Here is a 17,505-nt window from a genome sequence, read left to right as displayed (position 1 = left end):
GGGCGTGCGTCGGGCGGGGGGTGGGGGGGGGGGGGGGGGGGCTCTGTCTCCCCCGGGGGGTTGTCCCCCCCCGGGGGCCGCCCCCCCGGGGGGGGGGCCCCCCCCCGCTGGCGGTGACGTGGTGCAGGTCGGCGCGGTCAGACCTGGTAGCGGTCGGCGGTGAAGAGCTGGAGTTTGTCGGCGATCCAGTCGGAGGTGCGCCGCAGTCCCTCGTCGAGTGAGACCTGCGGTTCCCAGCCGGCCCAGTCGCGGGCCCGGGAGTTGTCGGAGAGCAGGCGCTGCACCTCACTGCCGGCGGGGCGCAGTCGGCTCTGGTCGACGACGATCTCCGCGTCCCGGCCGGAGGCGACGATGAGGGCCTTGGCGAGATCGCCGATGGCGATCTCCTGCCCGGTGCCGAGGTTGACGCTGTGGCCGAGGGCGCGGTCGCAGCCGGCCAGGGCCAGGAAGCCGCGGGCGGTGTCGGTGACGTAGGTGAAGTCACGGGTGGGCGTGAGGGAGCCGAGCTTGATCTGGCGGGCGCCCGCGTGGAGTTGGGCCAGGATGGTGGGGATGACGGCGCGGGCCGACTGCCGGGGGCCGTAGGTGTTGAACGGGCGTACCACCGTCACCGGAAGGTCGAAGGCGTGCCAGTGCGACAGCGCCATCATGTCTGCGCCGATCTTGGAGGCGGAGTACGGGGACTGCGGCTGGAGTGGGTGGTTCTCACTGATCGGCGCGGTGCGCGCGGTGCCGTAGACCTCGCTGGTGGAGGTGTGCACCAGGCGGCGCACCTGGTGTCGCCGGCAGGCTTCGGCGACGTTCTCGGTGCCGACGACGTTCGTCTGCACGTAGGCGCCGGGGGAGTCGTAGCTGTAGGGGATGCCGATGAGCGCGGCGAGATGGAAGACGGTGTCGCAGCCCTCGACGGCGTCCATGACCCGGCCGGGGTCCCGGATGTCTCCGGCGATCATCTCGACGGGGGCGGCGGGGTCGGCGAGGTAGGAGGCGAGGTTGCCTTTGTCCCCGTAGGGCTTGTAGTGGACGAAGGCGCGGACGCGGGCTCCTCGCGAGACGAGGAGGTCGACGAGGGTGGAGCCGATGAAGCCCTCCGCGCCGGTGACCAGTACGGTGCGGCCCGTCCAGTCGAAGTCGGCGGCGTTCGGCGTGCTGGCGTTCATATGGTCATCTCCGTGTGGGGTGTGGGAAGGGTCGGCTGGGGCGAGGGGTGGCCGGCGAGCCGGAGTACGTGGGCGGCCAGCAGGTCGGCTGCCTGTGCGTGCCGGCCTGCGGGCGCGGCCGCGGACATGGCGGCCAGTCGGGCGGGTTCGGCCAGTAGCGGTCCGGCGAGTGCGGCCAGCCGGTTGGCGTCCGTGTCGGCGTCGGCCAGCAGCAGGCCGGCACCCGCGTCGGTGAGCACCCTGGCGTTATGGGTCTGGTGATCGCCGGGGGCGTACGGGTACGGCACGAGAACCGCGGGAGTGCGCGTGGTCGCGAGTTCGGCGACGGTCGCGGACCCGGCGCGGCACACGGCCAGATCGGCTGCCGCGTACGCCAGATCCATCCGGTCGAGGTAGGGCACAGCGGTGGCCACCCGGTCCCCGCCGGTCTGGGTCAGCTGCCGCCGGGTCTCCTCCAGGGAGGCGGGCCCGGTCTTGATCAGCAGATGGATGTCGGGGCGGTCGCGCCAGCGCCGGGCGAGCGCGATGGCCGCCGCGTTGAGCCGGGCGGCTCCCAGACTGCCGCCGTTGACGATCAGTAGCCGGCCCTCTGCCGGAACCCCGAGCGCCCGGCGGGCCTCGGCGCGCAGTGCGGCCCGGTCCAGCACGGCCAGTTCCGCGGCGATCGGCATGCCCACGACGTCGGCGTTCCGGCTGCCGGCCAGATGACACCGGCTCTCCTCGAAAGCCAGCGTGATCTGGTCGGTGAGCAGCGCGGCGAAGCGGTTGGCGCGTCCGGGGACGGCGTTGGACTCATGGATGACACTGGGCAGACCTGCCATCCGCGCGCCGACGATCACCGGCGCACTCGGGTAACCACCCATGCCGACCGCGACCTGCGCCCGCTGCCCGCGCAGCACGGCCTTGGCCTGGGCGCCGGCCTTGACCAGCGCCGCCGGCAGCAGGAACCGCCGGGCACCCAGGGACGGGTCGAAGGGGATCATGTCGACGGTGTGCAGACGGTAACCGGCCTCGGGGATCAGCCGGGTCTCCAGCCCACGCTCGGTGCCGACGAACGAGATCGTGCAGTCGGGCACGGCCCGCCGCAACGCGTCCGCCAGCGCCAGTCCGGGATAGATGTGCCCACCCGTGCCGCCCGCGCCGATCACCACCGACAACCGGGCCTGGGATGTTCGCTGTGTCCTCATGCCGGACACCCTGCTGACCTGCTCTAAGAACTTTCTAAGACAAGGTTTTGGCAGGCTGTCCCCATGAGCGGCTCTGACGGGTGCACGAATGCACAGAAGATCCTTGTGGTGGACGACGAACCGGAAGTGCGGTACGCCGTGCAGGACGGACTCGCCGTCGAGGGCTACCAGGTACGCGGGGAGCAGGACGGTACGGCCGCGCTGACCGCCATCACCGCATGGGAACCCGACGCCGTGGTGCTCGACGTGATGATGCCGGGCCTGGACGGACTCGCCGTCTGCCGGCGCCTGCGCGCCCTCGGCGACCGCACGCCCGTGCTGGTGCTCACCGCGCTCGACGCCGTGAGCGAGCGGGTCGAAGGCCTCGAGGCCGGAGCCGACGACTACCTCGTGAAGCCCTTCGCGTTGGACGAACTGGTGGCACGGATCCACGCACTGCTCCGCCGCACCACCATGGTCACCGAGCCGCAGGCGGCGCCGGGCTTCGCCGACCTCGTGATCGATCCAGCCACCCGGAGCGGACGACGCGGCACGCGCACCATCGAATTCAGCCGCACCGAGTTCGCTTTGCTCGAACTGCTGCTGCGCCACCCGGGCCAGGTCCTGCCCCGCGAGACCATCCTGGAGCGCGTCTGGGGCCAGGACTTCGGTCCCACCTCCAACTCCCTCGCCGTCTACGTGGGCTACCTGCGCCGCAAACTGGAGGCCGGCGGCGAACCCCGACTCGTGCACACCGCGCACGGCATCGGCTACCGGCTGGACCTGGCATGAACCTGCGACGACAACCCGACCCCCGGCCGAAGCGGGAGCGCACGGGCGGACGCAAGCACGCCCGCTGGCTGCGTCGCCGGCCCCTGCGCACCCGGCTCACTCTCGCCGCCTCACTGGCCGTGGCCGCCGTCGCCGTCGGCCTCTGCGCCGGCAGCTTCCTGGTCATCCGCCACCAGCTGCTGCGCCAGCTCGACCTGCACCTGACCCAGTCCGCCAGACTCGCCGACCAGCAGTTCGGCCACGAGCCCCCCGGCGTGGTCCAGGGAGACTGCCGCTACCTCGCCGCGCCGGCCTGTGCCCAACTGGTCCCCGACCAGCCCTCCGAGGACCCGGAGAAGCCGTACCTCCTGCCCGTCACGCCCACCACACGCGACGTGGCGTCCGGCAGTCACGGCCCGTACTACAGCGAACTGAAGCTGGCAGGCCACCGGGCCCGCATGCTGACAACGCCCATCGGCGACGGCCACGCCCTGCAGGTGGCCGTACGGGCCGACACCGTGGACCGGGGAGTGCGACAGGCCGCCGTACTGCTCGCCGGCCTGGGCGCGGCCGGTGTCGTCCTGGCCGGTCTCCTCGGCGCCTGGGTCTCCCGAACAGGACTCGCCCCCGTCAGCCGGCTCACCGCCACGGCTGAACGCATCGCGACCACACGCGACGCCCGGCACCGCATCGAACTGCCGCCCGAACGCGCCGGCCGGGACGACGAGATCACCCGCCTCGCGGCATCCTTCAACACGATGCTCGACGAACTCGAGAAGTCCGTCGGCGCGCAGCGCCGCCTGGTCGCCGACGCCTCACACGAACTGCGCACCCCCCTGACCGCGCTGCGCACCAACGCCGAGCTGCTCACCAGGAGTTCCCGCCTCAGCGACGCCCAGCGCGAACGCGCGGCAGCGGCACTCGGCCGCCAGATGCGCGAGGTCACACTCCTGGTCAACGACCTCATCGAGCTGGCCAGAGACGAGGAACCGGACCCGCTGATCGAAGAGGTACGCCTCGCGGTCATCGTGGAGCACACCGTGGATGCCGCACGCGGTCACTGGCCGGACGTACCCCTCGTCCTCTCGGTCGCCCCCGAGGCACGCACCGCGGGCGTCGCCGGGGTACCGGCCCGGCTCTCCCGCCTGCTGTCGAGCCTGCTGGACAACGCGGCCAAATTCAGCCCGCCCGGCCGCCCCGTCGAGATCACCCTCACCTCGGCCCCGGACGAACTCGTGCTGACCGTCCGCGACCACGGCCCCGGCATCTCCGACGAAGACCTCCCCTATGTTTTCGACCGCTTCTATCGCGCCCGCACCGCCCGAGCCCTGCCCGGCTCCGGCCTGGGACTGGCCATGGCCCGCCAGATCGCCCACGCGCACGACGCCGAACTCACGGCTGAGCACGCCTTCGGGGGAGGCGCGCAATTCCGCCTCAGAATCCCGACTCGTACGTTCCGCTCGTAGGACGCCACACGAGCGGTACACGCCTACGGGCATCACGCCCCTCGACCTCAGGGCGTGGCCAGGCGGCACTCCTCATGTCTGGCCGGGCAGTTGGTCAGTGCTGGCTGTTGCGGAATCCGATCATGACGGCACCCCACCAGCAGATCTGGGAGACGAGGGCGGTGGTCGCGCCCCAGGCCAGGAAGCGTGGGGTGAGTGGAGCGGATGCCGCATGCTGGGCCGTGCGTCTGTTGAGAAGCCCGGCCTGCAGGCCGTTGAGGGTGAGGACGAGGACGAGGACCAGTTTGGTACGGGTGAGGGGTGAGGCCAGGTCGGGGTGGAGCAGCACGCCGCTGCCGACGAGTCCGGCGAGTCCCGTCCAGATGGGGACGTGGAGGCGCGCGGTGCCGGCCAGGGCGTCGTTCAGGCTGCAGCGCCCCGTCATCCACAGCAGTCCGTAGTAGTCGGCTATGAGGACGGCGCCGAATCCGAGTACCAGCGAAGCCAGGTGGACGAACAGGGCCGCGGTGTGCAGGGCGGGATCCGCGTGCAGGTGCTGTGAGATCCAGACGGTGGCCGCAAGGGCGGAGCATACGGCCAGTGAAGCAGGGGCGACGGTCCACCAGGAGTCATAAAGGCTCACCCGCCGGACCGGGCCTTTGCCGGACAAGGGCGGCGCGGGCAGGACGGTAACCGACGACTCCGAGGGCACAGCGGACACAGGTGTCTCCCAGACGACTCGCAGAAATTAGGTAAGGCTTACCTCGCTAGGGGTTCGCGAATCAAGACACTGAGATGTCGGCCACTCGGGGTGGGGGCAAGTGTGACCGCTCCGATATCCGCCCGAGATCTGACATGCGGGCGCTCGGCGTGGTCACTCGTGCCGGGCGAGCTTCACCGAGGACACGAGCAGGATCACCGCGAGTGCGGGGACGAGGACCAGCTCCGAGAACACCCCGAGGAGCAGCCCTCCCAGGAGCGCGCCGGTGATCGAACCGGCGGCCATGACCGCGGTGAAACGGAGGTGGGCGCGCAGGACGACGAAGCTGCCGTCGCGGCTGTAGCGGGCGAAGGCCACGAGCATGGTGGGCAGCGACACCAGCAGACTCAGGCTCCCGGCCGTCTTGATGCCGATGCCGAAGAGCAGCACGATCGTCGGGATCAGCAGCTCGCCGCCGGCCACCCCCATGATCGCCGCGACGACACCGATGCCGGACCCGGCTGCCACGCCCAGGGGTACTTGTGCGGCCGCGGGCAGAGCGAGCGTGTCCACAGTGGTGAGGTGCGTGAGCATCAGCGCGGCGGCCATGAGCACCATGAGCGCCGCCAGCACTTTGTGGAGAGTGGAACTGCGCATCCGGACCGCCCAACTCGCTCCGGCCCACGCCCCGAGCAGGCTCCCGGCCAGCAGATTGGCGGCGACGGTCCAGTGAGCCGTGACCGCCGAGGCGGACGCGGTGGCGAGGCGGGCCGGGAGCGCGGCCACGACCACGACGAGACTCATGGCCTTGTTCAGGATGACCGCGGACAGGGCCGCGAACCCGAACAGGCCGATCAGCAGGGGCAGTCGGAATTCCGCACCACCGAGGCCGATCATTCCCCCGAGCACGCCGATGGCCGCTCCCGCGCCGAACACCAGAGGCATCGAGCGCCTCCGCACCGCGGCAAGGGGTGGCTCCGACGCCTGAGGGGTGATCATGTCCGGCAGTCTTCTACGCCGGCCGGGCCGTCCGGTACTGGACCAAGCCACGAACCGCAGCCGCCCTCCACGTCAGTTCCGTGCAAGCAAGACAGCGATCTCCCGGGCCGCGTCGCGTGCGGGGCGGCCGACCCCGATCAGGGTCGCTGACGCGGGCCCGGTCCAGTCTCCGTAGCCGAGCAGGTGCAGGCGGGGTTCGTCGAGCGCGCGGGTGCCCTCGGTGGCGATGTGACCCCGGCTGTTCCGGAGCCGCAGCGGGGCGAGGTGGGTGAGGGCGGGGCGGAAGCCGGTGCACCAGACGACCACGTCGGCTTCGGCGCGGGTCCCGTCGCTCCGGATGACGCCGTCGCGTTCCAGGGAGGCGAACATCGGTGACGCGGTGAGCAGGCCGGCGTCCCGTGCTTGTCGTACGGGCGGGACCGCCACGATGTCGCCGAGCGAGGCGACGCCGCCCGTGTCGGCGCGGCCCGCGTCGAGGGCGCGGCGGCGGGCGGTGGCGGCGTCGAACAGGGCGCGGCCGTCGATGTCGTCGGCCAGGTAGCGGGGTGGACGCTGGGTCGCCCAGGTCACCTCGGCGCGGCCGTCCAGGGCCAGGTCGGCGGCGATCTGGGCGCCGGAGTTCCCGCCGCCCACCACGATCACGCGTTGCCCGGCGAAGTCGGCGGGGGAGCGGTACTCGACCGTGTGCAGCTGCCGTCCCGCGAAGTCGGCGCGCCCGGGAAGCGCGGGCAGGAAGGGACGCCACCATGTCCCGGTCGCGGAGACCACGGCGCGAGCCGTCCATTCCTCGCCGTCGGTCTCGACGCGCAGCAGCGCCCCCGCGCGGTGAACTCCCAGCACGCGGACCGCACGCTGCACCGGGAGCTCGTAGCGCTTCTCGTAGTCGCGGAGGTAGTCGACGACGTGCGCTGCGCCCGGATACTCCTGGCCCTGCTGCGGCGGCATGAGCCGGCCGGGCGGGGAGGAGAACGCCGCGGGCGAGAACAGGTGCAGGGAGTCCCAGGTGTGCTGCCAGGCGCCGCCGGGCGTGGCCTGGGCGTCAAGGATCACGAAGTCGAGCTTCTGGCGGCGCAGGTGGTAGCCGGCGGCGAGCCCGGCCTGGCCGCCGCCGATCACCACGACATCCGCGTGCCGCGTCACGGGGCCGCCGTCACCGCGTCGGCGGCGAACCTCTTGCGCCAGGCCAGGGCCACGTAGACGAGTCCGATCAGGACCGGGACCTCGATGAGCGGGCCGACGACCCCGGACAGGGCCTGGCCGGACGTGACGCCGAAGGTGGCGATGGCGACGGCGATCGCCAGCTCGAAGTTGTTGCCCGCCGCCGTGAACGCGAGGGTCGCGGTGCGGTCGTAGGCGAGGCCGAGTCCCTTGCCGAGCAGGAAGGTGCCGAAGAACATCACGGCGAAGTAGACGAGCAGCGGCAGCGCGATGCGGATGACGTCGACCGGCTGTGAGGTGATCGTCTTCCCTTGCAGGGCGAAGAGGATGACGATCGTGAACAGCAGCCCGTACAGGGCCCAGGGGCCGATCTTCGGCAGGAAGTCGGACTCGTAGCGCCCGCGTCCCAGCTTCTGCTCGCCGAGGCGGCGGGTGAGGAAGCCGGCGACGAGCGGGATGCCGAGGAAGACGATCACGTTGAGCGCGATGTGCCAGACGGAGACGTCCAGGCCCTGGCCGTCGCCCAGGCCGAGCCACTGCGGCAGCAGGTCGAGGTAGAACCAGCCGAGCAGGCCGAACGCGAGGACCTGGAAGACGGAGTTGAGGGCGACGAGGACGGCGGCGGCCTCGCGGTCGCCGCAGGCCAGGTCGTTCCAGATGATGACCATGGCGATGCAGCGGGCCAGGCCGACGATGATCAGGCCGGTGCGGTACTCGGGCAGGTCCGGCAGGAAGATCCAGGCGAGGGCGAACATCACGGCAGGGCCGACGATCCAGTTGATGACCAGTGACGACACCATGAGCTTCTTGTCGCCGGTGACCGTGTCGAGCTTGTCGTAGCGGACCTTCGCGAGCACCGGATACATCATCACGAGCAGGCCGATGGCGATCGGCAGCGAGATGCCGCCGATCTCGACCTTCGCCAGGGCGTCGCCCATGCCGGGGATCAGGCGGCCGAGGCCGAGACCTATGGCCATGGCGAGCAGGATCCACACCGCGAGATAGCGGTCGAGGGTGGAGAGCTTCCTGACGATCGAGTCGTTGCCGACACCGGCCTGTGCGGGTGCGGTGGAGGTCACGGGCAGGCCCTCTTGTTCTCGGCGGCGGTACGGGCGGACTCGGCGAGCTCGGTGAACTGGCCGGCGAGCCGGGCGATGACGTCCGGGCGCAGCTTGTAGTACGTGAAGCGGCCGCACGGCTCGGTCTCCACCAGCCCGGCCTCGCGCAGCACCTTCATGTGGTTCGACAGGTTGGTCTGCTTGGCTCCGGTCTCCTCGACCAGGTGCGTCGTGCAGAGCGTCTCGCGCGCCAGCAAGGTCACGATCTTGAGGCGGAGCGGATCGCCCAGCACCCTGATCACATCAGCGTCGACTGAAGTCAGCATGCGCTGATACTCTCACATCATTGCTCGCTGATACCAGCGGGGGCTGAAGTCATCGGCGGCTGGGTTCCGCCCTGCGACGAGAGAGAACGATCACCATGGCCGACAAGCCGTCCGTCCTGTTCGTCTGCGTCCACAATGCCGGCCGCTCCCAGATGGCCGCCGGATTCCTCGACCACCTCGCCGGCGACCGCATCGAGGTCCGCTCCGCCGGATCGATCCCCGGCGACCAGGTCAACCCGGCGGCCGTCGAGGCCATGAAGGAAGTCGGCGTCGACATCTCCGCCGCCACCCCGAAGATCCTCACCACCGAGGCCGTCCAGGCGTCCGACTACGTCATCACCATGGGCTGCGGCGACGCCTGCCCCATCTTCCCCGGCAAGAAGTACCTCGACTGGGCCCTGGAGGACCCGGCCGGCAAGGGCGTCGACGCGGTCCGCCCCATCCGCGACCAGATCAGGACCCGCATCGAGGCGCTCATCGCCGAGATCGACGCACAGCAGGAGGTGTAAGCACCATGGGGGCAGCCTCGACGACGTCCGCGACGTCATCGTCATCGGGTCCGGACCGGCCGTATACACCGCCGCGCTGTACACGGCCCGGGCACAGCTGAAGCCACTGAGCCTCCGCCAACTTTGAGGCCGCAGGTCAAAGCGCTGGCGTGACCGGTTCTCGGGGTACTCACGCTGATCGTGGGCGGCTGTCTGAGGAGTAGATCGTCCGTCAGGGGGCGACTTGCCGGCTCCTGCTTTCTGGGGCCGGGGTGCCCCCGCGATCCGGCGTATGGATCCCGGACTGCTGGAACGGATCACCGCGGGGCGTGCGGAGCTGGACGTACTCGAAGAACGGCTGGCCAGGATTTGGCGGAGGTACGGGCTGAGCGGGACGAACTTGCTGTGGCTGAACGGTTCCTTGAACGGGTGAGTGAACAGCTTGCTGACGAGCGTGCCTCGGCTGCATCCGTGCGTGGGCAAGTGGGTGGTCGCGCGGTGGTGCTGATTCCGTACCGCGCGCCGGACGTGGAGGAGAACGCGCTCCCGCCGGACTACCAGCGCATTCTCGCCGTTGTGCGGCAGGCCGACGGGCCGGTCATGACCCCGTACTGCGTCACGACCATCGCCTGGCCGATCTGGCCGGCGGCAACAACGTGTCCGAGTCCGCCGCTGACGCGACGCACTTGTCGGACTGCTCGCCACCCAGGCGCCCCGCCTGGACCACGCCCTGAAGAAGATCGCCAAACGGGGCAGGGAGGTGGTTCTGATCGACGGAACCCTCATCCGCCTCACCTCGGGCCAGAGGGACGCCAACCGTGTACCTGGAAGTCAACCCCTGAGACAACACCGCGTGGAGTTCCCGGCAACGTCACCCTCGGTAGCCGCCCACTGGTTAAGAACCCCGAGTACGGCGTTGACTTGCTCGAACACGGCAACGGCAGTGAAGGGACACCGACGTGCGCGCACGGGGCATCAACTACGACACAGGGTTCCTCCCAGGAGAAGAACTCTCCCGCAAGACCTTCACCCTTGAGACGGTCCGGCACGACATGGCGGTGATCTCCGGAGAGCTCCACTGTGACGCCGTTCGTATCTCGGGACGAGAGCCTGAACGGTTGAGCATCGCTGCAAGGCACGCTGCAGACGCCGGCCTTGAGGTCTGGTTCGCCCCCTTTCCTGTGGACCTTCCCCGCGACCAGTTGATCCCGTTCTTCGCCGACTGCGCCGCTCGGGCCGAAGCCGTACGGGAGGCCGGCGCCGATGTGGTGTTCGTCGCCGGCTGCGAAATCAGCGCGTTCTGCGGCGGATTCCTCCCTGGCGACACCTACGGCGACCGTATGCGGGCCATGGCCGGCGCCGACATGGAGTGGTGGTCCTCCCTCGGACCGGTGCAAGAACGCCTCAACGACTTCCTCTCCGAGATAGCCGCGACCGTCCGTACGCACTTCGGCGGGCTGGTCACCTACGCATCGGCTCCCTGGGAGTTCGTCGACTGGGGTGCGTTCGACCTCGTCGGCATCGATGCCTACCGGGCCGCCTACAACGCCGACAGCTTCCGGGAGGAGCTGCGTGGGCACCTCGCCCACGGCAAGCCCGTCGCGGTGACCGAGTACGGAACCTGTGCGTACCGGGGCGCGGGAGAACGTGGTGGCATGGCCTGGCAGGTGCCGCACGACGCGGTCCCGGACGAAGACGAGCAGGTGCGCTACCTCACCGAACTGCTGGACATCTTCGAGGACGAAGGCGTGGACACCGCGCTCTGGTTCACTTTCGCCGGCTACAGCAGGCCTGGGGAGCAAGACCTTGGCTCCTATGGCGTCGTCAGGGTGCTCGACGAGAGGCGCTGGGAACCGAAGAAGGCATTCCACACGATGGCAGCCAGATACCAACGCGGCTGATGTGCCAAGGGGTCATGTCCCTTGGCAGCACCCGGTCTACAACCCCCGATCATCCGTCACGCTGGGGTGCGGGGTGACGGATGATCTACCGCACAGACTGCCGCCCCTGACCAGCATGAGCACCCAGAACAAGCGTCACACCAGCCCTTTGACCTGCGACTTCAGGTTGGCCGCCCACTCCAGTCCCGCGTCACACCTACGTAGCCGCGCACCGCGGAACTACTGAGGCAGCGGGCCCGCTGCCGGCTGAAAGTCCATGGCGGTGCTGCAGTGGGTCCGGCATCATCCCCGTGTGATCGTGATGCACCCCGTTCTGGAGATATCCGCCGCCGACGACTTCACGCTCTGGCCGGTCGGCGAGCACGAGGCATGGGGCTACCTCGTGCTGAACGGGGAGCTCACTCCCGCGGAGGTCGGCACGGCGGTCATGCAGATCGCCCACTGCAACGACTTCGAGCCGGACGAGGAGCACGGGCCGTGCCCGACCGACCCGCTCGGCGCGTTCCTGCACGGGCTGCTCACCATGCCTGATCTGTTCGCCGCCGGAGGGTTCCGGGTGACCGAGAACGCCACTGACACCGTCTTCGTCGAGCCGGGTTGCTGCAACGGTCTGGAGACCTGGCGGGACTGGCTGCAGGTGCTCGACGGCACCGGCTGCTCCTCCTTCGGCCACGATCCGTCGTCGGTGGCCGAACGCGTCGGCGACATGGTCCGGCTGACGTTCGACGCTTACGGGCCGGACGGCGGCCCGGTGATCGAGCTGCCGGTGGACGAGACACGCAGGCTCGTCGCGGGCGCCCAGCAGGATTTGCGGGACTTCCTCGGTCTTGCCGGAATCTGGGCTGAACAACACTTGCCGGCACACGCCGCCGCCGTCACCGCCGCCCTGGCACGGGCACTGGACCTGGCGCCCGCACCATGACCAGCTTCCTGACCCACCGAGCGCACGTGCACGACGCCCGTCTCCCCCTCCACCGACGGCACAGCGCGCTGCGGACTTGCCTCACCCTCTTTGCTCCGTACGGCTTCCGGGCGACATACCACCACCTCACGCTCAGCGCCGCGATCCCTCGGCGGCTGGAGGCGGACCCGGACGCGCTGGTGCGGGCGGTCGAGGAACTGCATGAGGCGCGGGTGCTGTGGCTCGCCCGAGCTGAGGAGTACGCCGCGCAACGCCGGGCGGAGAAGCGGGCGGGGCGGCGGGCTGTGGTGGATCCGCGCCCGTGGTGGCTGCGGAGGTGGTGGGAGGACCCGAACCGGGCCTGGTACGAAGACCCGTTGCGTCATCCGTCGCTGAGGCTGCCTGAGTACGTCCGGCGACAGAACGCGATTCTGGACGGCGCCGACCTCCCCGGCTGCCCCGCCTGCGGGGACGAGGGACCGCTGGTGGCCAACTCGACCGGACACGGCTGGGTTGAGCTGTGCAGGGGATGCGCGTGGGTGATGACGCCATGTACGTGCGGGCAGCGGCACTCATCCGTCCCGGGGACACCGTTCAAGTGGAAAGGGATCTGGGAGCGGGCGCACATGAGCGATGACGGCATGCCGAACCCACACTGGCCTGTGGGCTAGCCGGTTGGATGCGGCAAAGGTGCTTGAGTGTGTGGCCTCTGATATCCGTCCGGATCTGGGTCGCCTGAGCCGTCCGGGTCAGGGCCGGCGACGACGCGGATACCCCTGCGCCGCCGCAGCCTGCACGAAACCTCACCGTCCCGCATGCCTCCTGGAATTCGTCTTCGCAGGTGTGGCGGCGTCTCGTATCCTGGCGACCGCCATGTCAGGGGCAACCGGGGGAGGGGCATGGAACGGGGCAAACTGATCGCGGACCGATACGAGCTGAACGGCCGTCTGGGCCGCGGTGCCATGGGCGAGGTGTGGGCCGCCCGAGATCGCGTGCTCCACCGTGAGGTCGCACTCAAGCTGCTGGATCTCGACGGGATCGCCCACGCTGACCTGCCCCGGCGGTTCGAGCGCGAAGCGGTCGCCGCCGCGCAGATCGTCCACCCCAACGTCGCCGGCCTGTACGACCGGGGCATCCACGACAACGTGTTGTTTCTGGTCATGGAGAAGGTCGACGGCCAGACGCTCACCGCACGTCTCCAGGCGGAGAGCCCCCTCCCCCTGACGCGAGCCGTGGCCATCGCCAGCGGCGTCTGCGCTGCCCTGGAGGCCGCCCACCACGCCCAGGTCATCCACTACGACATCAAGCCCCACAACGTCATCCTCACCGGCGACGGGCTGGTGAAGGTCATCGACTTCGGGATCGCCGGGTTCGTCCAGGCAGCGTTCACCGTGGCGCGCTCCTCCCAACTGACCCCGGCCGGAACACCGGAGTTCGGCGCACCCGAGCAGTTCCTCACGGAACGCGGCGACGAACGCTCCGACCTGTACGCACTCGGCGGGATGCTCTTCGCGATGCTCACCGGCCGGCCGCCCTTCACCGGGCACAACAGCCTCGCGGTCGTGCGGCGCAAGCTCGACGAGGACGCCCCGTCCCTCGATGCGCATCGCGCCGGCCTGCCGCCCGAGGTGACCGCCCTCGTCGCTGAACTCCTGCAGCGTGATCCCGACCGGCGCCCCCAGACGGCACAGCAGGTCCAGCAGCGACTCCAGGCACTCCTGGAATCATCCGTTGCGGCAGAAGCTCCCACCGCGGCGATGCCCCCGCCCCCGCGCACCCGCCCGATGGACGTCACGCCGCACGCGCCCAGTCGGCCCTCGCCCGAGTCCTGGAACCGCGCCTCCACCGACGAGACACCGTTCACCGCGGACGCTTTGCTGCCGAAGCGCTTCACCAACGACCTGAGCATCGAGTTCGCGCGGATCGCCGAGGAGACCCGCCCAGCGCATGAAACGGGCCCCGACGACTGGGCCAGGGAACTCGTGCACCGCGACTGCACCGAAGCCGTCGCAGCCGTCTACGCGGAGCAGCCCGGCCCCCACGCCACACCGGAGAACCCCGTCTACATCTCCGTCCAGGTCTTCGCGTTCCCCGATGCGGCGACGGCAGCGGGCGCGCACGGGTACCTGGGAGGCGACGGGGGCCCGGCCTGGCGCCTCACTGTTTGGGAACCCCGCGACGGGGGCGGCCTCGCGCCCTGTCCCGACCCTGACAAGGTCCATCGCAGCTTCCGATGGCGGTACAGCTATAGGGAGCACCGCTACCTGGCGTCGGCGCTGGCCTACCGCGCCGACCTCACCGACGATGGATCCATCGGCCCCTGGCTCCACGCAGCCGCCCGCCGGGCCGCAGTCTCCGCCGGGCCGCAGAACCATCATCCCTAGGCCGTTCCTCCAGATCGGATCGGTGGGCGGAAGGCTAGGTGCCCTCAGGAGATCCCCGTCGTCCCGATTCCGGTCAGAGCGTGGCGATGTCGCCGGGCAGCGCGTTCACGGCGTCCGTGATCTCGGTGAAGTAGACGTAGCAGTCGTCGGACCCGCCGAGCGTGCCGCCGCTGTAGACGCCCTTGGCCCAGACCTGGCCGGCTCCGTCGACCGTGTAGACGGCGCCGCCGGAGTCCCCGTGGTCGGTGCAGATACCGGTCCTCCGGTATCCCTCCGTCACATTGCGGATGATTTCACCGGAGTCGTACCTGAGGGACATGCTCGCGTTCTGCACGGTCCAGTTGCACTGTTCGCCGGTCCTCGCGCCGCTGGTGCAGAACTTGTCGCCGTAGTACGACTTGCGGTTCCAGCGCGCTGTCACGTTGCGCCAGTCGCTGGAGTTCACTCCGTAGACGTAGACGCGGGCGACGCTCGCTGCCTGGCCCGCCGGAACCTGGATCAGGGACAGGTCGCCACGGTCGTACGGGTCGTTCGGGTAGCGCACTGTACCGACGCCGTCGTTCCAGTTGTTGCTGATCGAGTAGCCCATGAACTGATTGCCGCTGGACCACGCGCCGCCACCGTTCGGCATGCAGTGGCCCGCGGTGAGCATGCCGTGATATCCGCCGGGGATGCGCCACGCGAACGCCGTGCTGCAGACGGCGGATGACTCGGAGGCGTCGAACGAGGCTCCGCCGAGGAAGGGGCTCGTGTCGTTCTGCCGCCCGCCGTAGGCGGGCTGGAGCGGGCGGGCGCCCGGGGTCAGTTGGATGGCGATCCTGTCGCTGCCGTACCGGCGGGCGAGTTCTGCGCGCAGTTGGGGTGTCACGCTCCGGACCTGGACCACCACCCGGTTGTGGTCGGCCTGGATGCGCGACGCGTAGATGGCGTCCGCACCCGGTATCTGGGCGTTCGTCAGGCCGATGGCCTCGTCCTGAATGCCTGCCAGGAGCGCCTTGCTGTTCGCCGCGCGCGGCACGTCCTCGGCCGCGGTGGTGGCGGCGCCGGAGGATGTGACGACGGGCGCGACCACGGCCCCGTTGGACCGGTCGAGGTACGGGGGCGCAAACTCCGCGGGCTTCGCTTCGGCCCGCTGCTCGGCCGCGTAGAGGGCCTGGACTGCCTTGGCGGAGCGAGCGTCACCGGAAGGTGTGTCCATGGTGAAGACCTCCACCCCGTCCGGCCCGGCCGGAGACACGATCGATGCCGAGGCGTCGTCCGCCTGCGCCGAGGCGGGGCTGAGGCCGATACCAAGGGTGAGGAGCGTGAGCGAGGCGGCCAACAAGGGTCTTTTGCGCAGCAGTAGAGATCTCTGGTTCGGGACGCGGACGACGGTGGTGGAGTCGGTGGCTTCGGCAGCGGTGGCCATAGATGTCCTCTCAGAGGGGTGATCGTTTCTGCGCCCCCATGCTGGTTTTCCGGCACACACCGCGGAAGAGGGCACCGAGAAGTGCGCAAGTTGTCGCCAGGTGCGGAGGGGGAGATGTGGTCGGTGCCCAGGGGCTCGAGACCGCGCTCGCCGGCCTCGGTGATGTGCTGGGGTTCCCGTCGACGTTCCACCGTCGGGCGGGTGGTTACCGCGGAGGGTCCGGGAGCCTGGTGGTGGTGTCGGGTGTCGGCGTGTGTGTGGTCCTGTTGGGGTCTGCCTTGGTGAGGGTGCAGACGCCGTCCGCACAGGTGCGTTGCAGACGACCGCGGGAGATGGTTTGTGCCAGGCCGACTGCCCAGCAGGTGGGGCAGCCGCGGAAGGCGATCAGAGCCAGCGGGGCTGCCAGCAGGGTGGCAGGGCCGAAGGCGGGCACCAGGGCGATCGAGCCGGCGATGAGCCCGAAGCCGATGGCGCCGCGTGCCAGGTGGCGTGGGACGGATTTGCTGGCGAAGTTCGGCTGGGGTGCTGCGGGTTCTACGGCGGCCGGGGTGTTCGTGCGCTTCGCGGATGTGACCGTGTTCATGTTCGTGCCTCTCCTCCGGCTGCTTGATCGGTGGCTTGGTCAGCTGATGGGTCGGTCAGTGCGAGTGCGTGACGCAGTGCTGCACGCGCTCGGTGCAGCCGTGACTTCATGGCGGCGTTGCTCAGACCGAGTGACCGGGCGACGGCGTTGCCGGGCAGGCCCTGGAGGTCCCGCATGATGAGGACCTGCCGCTGGTCACGAGGAAGCGCGCTCACCGCAGCCGCGATCCGTTCGGCTTCCATCCTGCGCAGTACTGCTTCTTCCGCGGACTGCTCGGTGCTCGTCTCGGGTTCGGCGTCTGCCGGGTCGCTGCGCGGGACGAGGAGCCGTACGTGGCGGAGGCATTCGTTGCGCACGATGCGGAACATCCAGGAGGCGAGCGCGCCGGTGGCCCGGAGCGTGCCGATCTTCCGGTACAGAATGATCAACGCCTCCTGCGCCGCGTCCTCGGCGTCCTGTGGTGAGGCGCACAGCGATCTGGCGAACTTCCGCACATGAGGCTGCGATTCGATGACGACAGCGGTGAGCGAAGTGACGTCGCCGTCCTGGGCGGCCCTGATCAGCCGATCGTCCGGCCAGGGTGAGCGTCGTGTCATGTCTCTTAACTCCTACGCGGAGGGCGTTGTGCGTGAAGGTACTGGTCAGCCACGGCTCTTCTTCCAGCGCCTCATGAGGTGCACGCTGCACGCGGACACGAGCAGCGCGCCGATCACTACGATGCCGATGACCATGGTTTCCTCCTGATGTCCGTCGGCCCACGCGGCCGGTACACGGATAAGAGGCGGGGGAGCCCGAAAAGGATTCACCCCGGTCGCAGGAGATCCTCGAGACGGCTCGGCGTGCTGTCCGTGCAGATGCCGGCCCGTATACAGCGAACGTCCCCGGTGGCTCGGATCGCGGCTTTCCGGCTTCTTACGCAGAGACGGGGTGCACGGCCGGCGAGTGCCGTCGGGCGGGGGACGCCGGCCACCCACCCAGGTCGCTGCCGGCATCGGTGGGCGGCAACCGGGGCAGGAGCAGGCGCCGCTGTTCTTGCGGGCCGCGATGCTCAAGCGGC

The 17,505-nt window shown here is 69.8% G+C and carries 17 protein-coding genes; 7 read left to right on the top strand and 10 right to left on the bottom strand.

Annotated elements, in window-relative coordinates; all coding sequences use genetic code 11:
* Positions 1-137: 137 nt before the first annotated feature.
* On the bottom strand, positions 138-1,160 hold the full coding sequence (locus ACFW9D_RS24715; RefSeq protein ID WP_384624902.1) for a GDP-mannose 4,6-dehydratase: 1,023 nt from the start codon (positions 1,158-1,160) through the stop codon (positions 138-140).
* Positions 1,157-2,347, bottom strand: coding sequence for a glycosyltransferase (locus ACFW9D_RS24710; RefSeq protein ID WP_384624899.1), 1,191 nt, complete (start codon positions 2,345-2,347; stop codon positions 1,157-1,159). Before ACFW9D_RS24710 ends, ACFW9D_RS24715 begins: the two co-directional genes overlap by 4 nt.
* 63 nt (positions 2,348-2,410) lie before the next feature.
* Between ACFW9D_RS24710 and ACFW9D_RS24705 the strand changes: the two genes are divergently transcribed.
* Together ACFW9D_RS24705 and ACFW9D_RS24700 are read left to right on the top strand one after the other, a co-directional pair.
* Positions 2,411-3,118, top strand: a complete 708-nt coding sequence (locus ACFW9D_RS24705; protein ID WP_384624896.1) for a response regulator transcription factor — start codon at positions 2,411-2,413, stop codon at positions 3,116-3,118.
* Positions 3,115-4,563: a sensor histidine kinase gene (locus ACFW9D_RS24700; RefSeq protein ID WP_384624893.1), complete on the top strand. Its 1,449-nt coding sequence runs from the start codon at positions 3,115-3,117 to the stop codon at positions 4,561-4,563. Before ACFW9D_RS24705 ends, ACFW9D_RS24700 begins: the two co-directional genes overlap by 4 nt.
* Before the next feature lie 94 nt (positions 4,564-4,657).
* On the opposite strand, the gene ACFW9D_RS24695 is transcribed toward ACFW9D_RS24700, so the two are convergent.
* The 5 genes from ACFW9D_RS24695 to ACFW9D_RS24675 form a co-directional block, all read right to left on the bottom strand.
* Complete coding sequence (locus tag ACFW9D_RS24695; RefSeq protein WP_384624890.1) at positions 4,658-5,185, bottom strand: hypothetical protein; 528 nt, start codon at positions 5,183-5,185, stop codon at positions 4,658-4,660.
* 231 nt (positions 5,186-5,416) lie between these two features.
* On the bottom strand, positions 5,417-6,241 hold the full coding sequence (locus ACFW9D_RS24690) for a sulfite exporter TauE/SafE family protein (protein ID WP_384624887.1): 825 nt from the start codon (positions 6,239-6,241) through the stop codon (positions 5,417-5,419).
* A gap of 72 nt (positions 6,242-6,313) precedes the next feature.
* Positions 6,314-7,381, bottom strand: a complete 1,068-nt coding sequence (locus tag ACFW9D_RS24685) for an ArsO family NAD(P)H-dependent flavin-containing monooxygenase (protein WP_384624884.1) — start codon at positions 7,379-7,381, stop codon at positions 6,314-6,316.
* A complete protein-coding gene (gene arsB, locus ACFW9D_RS24680; RefSeq protein ID WP_384624882.1) occupies positions 7,378-8,478 on the bottom strand; it encodes an ACR3 family arsenite efflux transporter in 1,101 nt (366 codons plus the stop codon). The genes ACFW9D_RS24685 and arsB overlap by 4 nt, the downstream gene beginning before the upstream one ends.
* The gene (locus tag ACFW9D_RS24675) at positions 8,475-8,783 is read right to left on the bottom strand and encodes an ArsR/SmtB family transcription factor (protein ID WP_384624879.1); all 309 of its coding nucleotides are present in this window, start codon (positions 8,781-8,783) and stop codon (positions 8,475-8,477) included. The genes arsB and ACFW9D_RS24675 overlap by 4 nt, the downstream gene beginning before the upstream one ends.
* Positions 8,784-8,878: 95 nt before the next feature.
* Here ACFW9D_RS24675 and ACFW9D_RS24670 point away from each other — a divergent pair, with 95 nt between their 5' ends.
* The 5 genes from ACFW9D_RS24670 (at position 8,879) to ACFW9D_RS24650 (ending at position 14,457) form a co-directional block, all read left to right on the top strand.
* Positions 8,879-9,292 (top strand): arsenate reductase ArsC, encoded by a 414-nt coding sequence (locus tag ACFW9D_RS24670; protein ID WP_384624876.1) that lies wholly within the window; start codon positions 8,879-8,881, stop codon positions 9,290-9,292.
* A gap of 938 nt (positions 9,293-10,230) precedes the next feature.
* Complete coding sequence (locus ACFW9D_RS24665; protein WP_384624873.1) at positions 10,231-11,172, top strand: hypothetical protein; 942 nt, start codon at positions 10,231-10,233, stop codon at positions 11,170-11,172.
* 256 nt (positions 11,173-11,428) lie between these two features.
* Positions 11,429-12,094 (top strand): hypothetical protein, encoded by a 666-nt coding sequence (locus ACFW9D_RS24660; protein ID WP_384624870.1) that lies wholly within the window; start codon positions 11,429-11,431, stop codon positions 12,092-12,094.
* Entirely contained in the window at positions 12,091-12,744 is a 654-nt protein-coding gene (locus tag ACFW9D_RS24655; RefSeq protein WP_384624867.1) for a hypothetical protein, read from the top strand. The genes ACFW9D_RS24660 and ACFW9D_RS24655 overlap by 4 nt, the downstream gene beginning before the upstream one ends.
* A 228-nt stretch (positions 12,745-12,972) precedes the next feature.
* On the top strand, positions 12,973-14,457 hold the full coding sequence (locus tag ACFW9D_RS24650; protein ID WP_384624864.1) for a serine/threonine-protein kinase: 1,485 nt from the start codon (positions 12,973-12,975) through the stop codon (positions 14,455-14,457).
* A 73-nt stretch (positions 14,458-14,530) separates the two neighbouring features.
* On the opposite strand, the gene ACFW9D_RS24645 is transcribed toward ACFW9D_RS24650, so the two are convergent.
* The 3 genes from ACFW9D_RS24645 to ACFW9D_RS24635 all read right to left on the bottom strand — a co-directional run bounded on the left by ACFW9D_RS24645 (position 14,531) and on the right by ACFW9D_RS24635 (position 17,044).
* Complete coding sequence (locus ACFW9D_RS24645) at positions 14,531-15,865, bottom strand: S1 family peptidase (RefSeq protein WP_384624861.1); 1,335 nt, start codon at positions 15,863-15,865, stop codon at positions 14,531-14,533.
* 205 nt (positions 15,866-16,070) lie between these two features.
* A complete protein-coding gene (locus ACFW9D_RS24640; protein ID WP_384624858.1) occupies positions 16,071-16,448 on the bottom strand; it encodes a hypothetical protein in 378 nt (125 codons plus the stop codon).
* Positions 16,445-17,044 (bottom strand): RNA polymerase sigma factor, encoded by a 600-nt coding sequence (locus tag ACFW9D_RS24635; protein ID WP_384624855.1) that lies wholly within the window; start codon positions 17,042-17,044, stop codon positions 16,445-16,447. The genes ACFW9D_RS24640 and ACFW9D_RS24635 overlap by 4 nt, the downstream gene beginning before the upstream one ends.
* Between the last annotated feature and the right edge of the window lie 461 nt (positions 17,045-17,505).

The organism is Streptomyces sp. NPDC059524 (genome assembly GCF_042749255.1).
Taxonomy (GTDB): Bacteria; Actinomycetota; Actinomycetes; order Streptomycetales; family Streptomycetaceae; genus Streptomyces; species Streptomyces xanthii.
Note: the sequence above shows the minus strand (reverse complement) of the source record. Positions and strands in the feature narration are given on the sequence as shown.

Bases quoted from the DNA above. Each gene is read 5' to 3' on its own strand.
- ACFW9D_RS24715 (WP_384624902.1), bottom strand. From the start codon at position 1,160: ATGAACGCCAGCACGCCGAACGCCGCCGACTTCGACTGGACGGGCCGC.
- ACFW9D_RS24710 (WP_384624899.1), bottom strand. From the start codon at position 2,347: ATGAGGACACAGCGAACATCCCAGGCCCGGTTGTCGGTGGTGATCGGC.
- ACFW9D_RS24705 (WP_384624896.1), top strand. From the start codon at position 2,411: ATGAGCGGCTCTGACGGGTGCACGAATGCACAGAAGATCCTTGTGGTG.
- ACFW9D_RS24700 (WP_384624893.1), top strand. From the start codon at position 3,115: ATGAACCTGCGACGACAACCCGACCCCCGGCCGAAGCGGGAGCGCACG.
- ACFW9D_RS24690 (WP_384624887.1), bottom strand. From the start codon at position 6,241: ATGATCACCCCTCAGGCGTCGGAGCCACCCCTTGCCGCGGTGCGGAGG.
- ACFW9D_RS24675 (WP_384624879.1), bottom strand. From the start codon at position 8,783: ATGCTGACTTCAGTCGACGCTGATGTGATCAGGGTGCTGGGCGATCCG.
- ACFW9D_RS24670 (WP_384624876.1), top strand. From the start codon at position 8,879: ATGGCCGACAAGCCGTCCGTCCTGTTCGTCTGCGTCCACAATGCCGGC.
- ACFW9D_RS24660 (WP_384624870.1), top strand. From the start codon at position 11,429: ATGGCGGTGCTGCAGTGGGTCCGGCATCATCCCCGTGTGATCGTGATG.
- ACFW9D_RS24655 (WP_384624867.1), top strand. From the start codon at position 12,091: ATGACCAGCTTCCTGACCCACCGAGCGCACGTGCACGACGCCCGTCTC.
- ACFW9D_RS24650 (WP_384624864.1), top strand. From the start codon at position 12,973: ATGGAACGGGGCAAACTGATCGCGGACCGATACGAGCTGAACGGCCGT.
- ACFW9D_RS24645 (WP_384624861.1), bottom strand. From the start codon at position 15,865: ATGGCCACCGCTGCCGAAGCCACCGACTCCACCACCGTCGTCCGCGTC.
- ACFW9D_RS24640 (WP_384624858.1), bottom strand. From the start codon at position 16,448: ATGAACACGGTCACATCCGCGAAGCGCACGAACACCCCGGCCGCCGTA.
- ACFW9D_RS24635 (WP_384624855.1), bottom strand. From the start codon at position 17,044: ATGACACGACGCTCACCCTGGCCGGACGATCGGCTGATCAGGGCCGCC.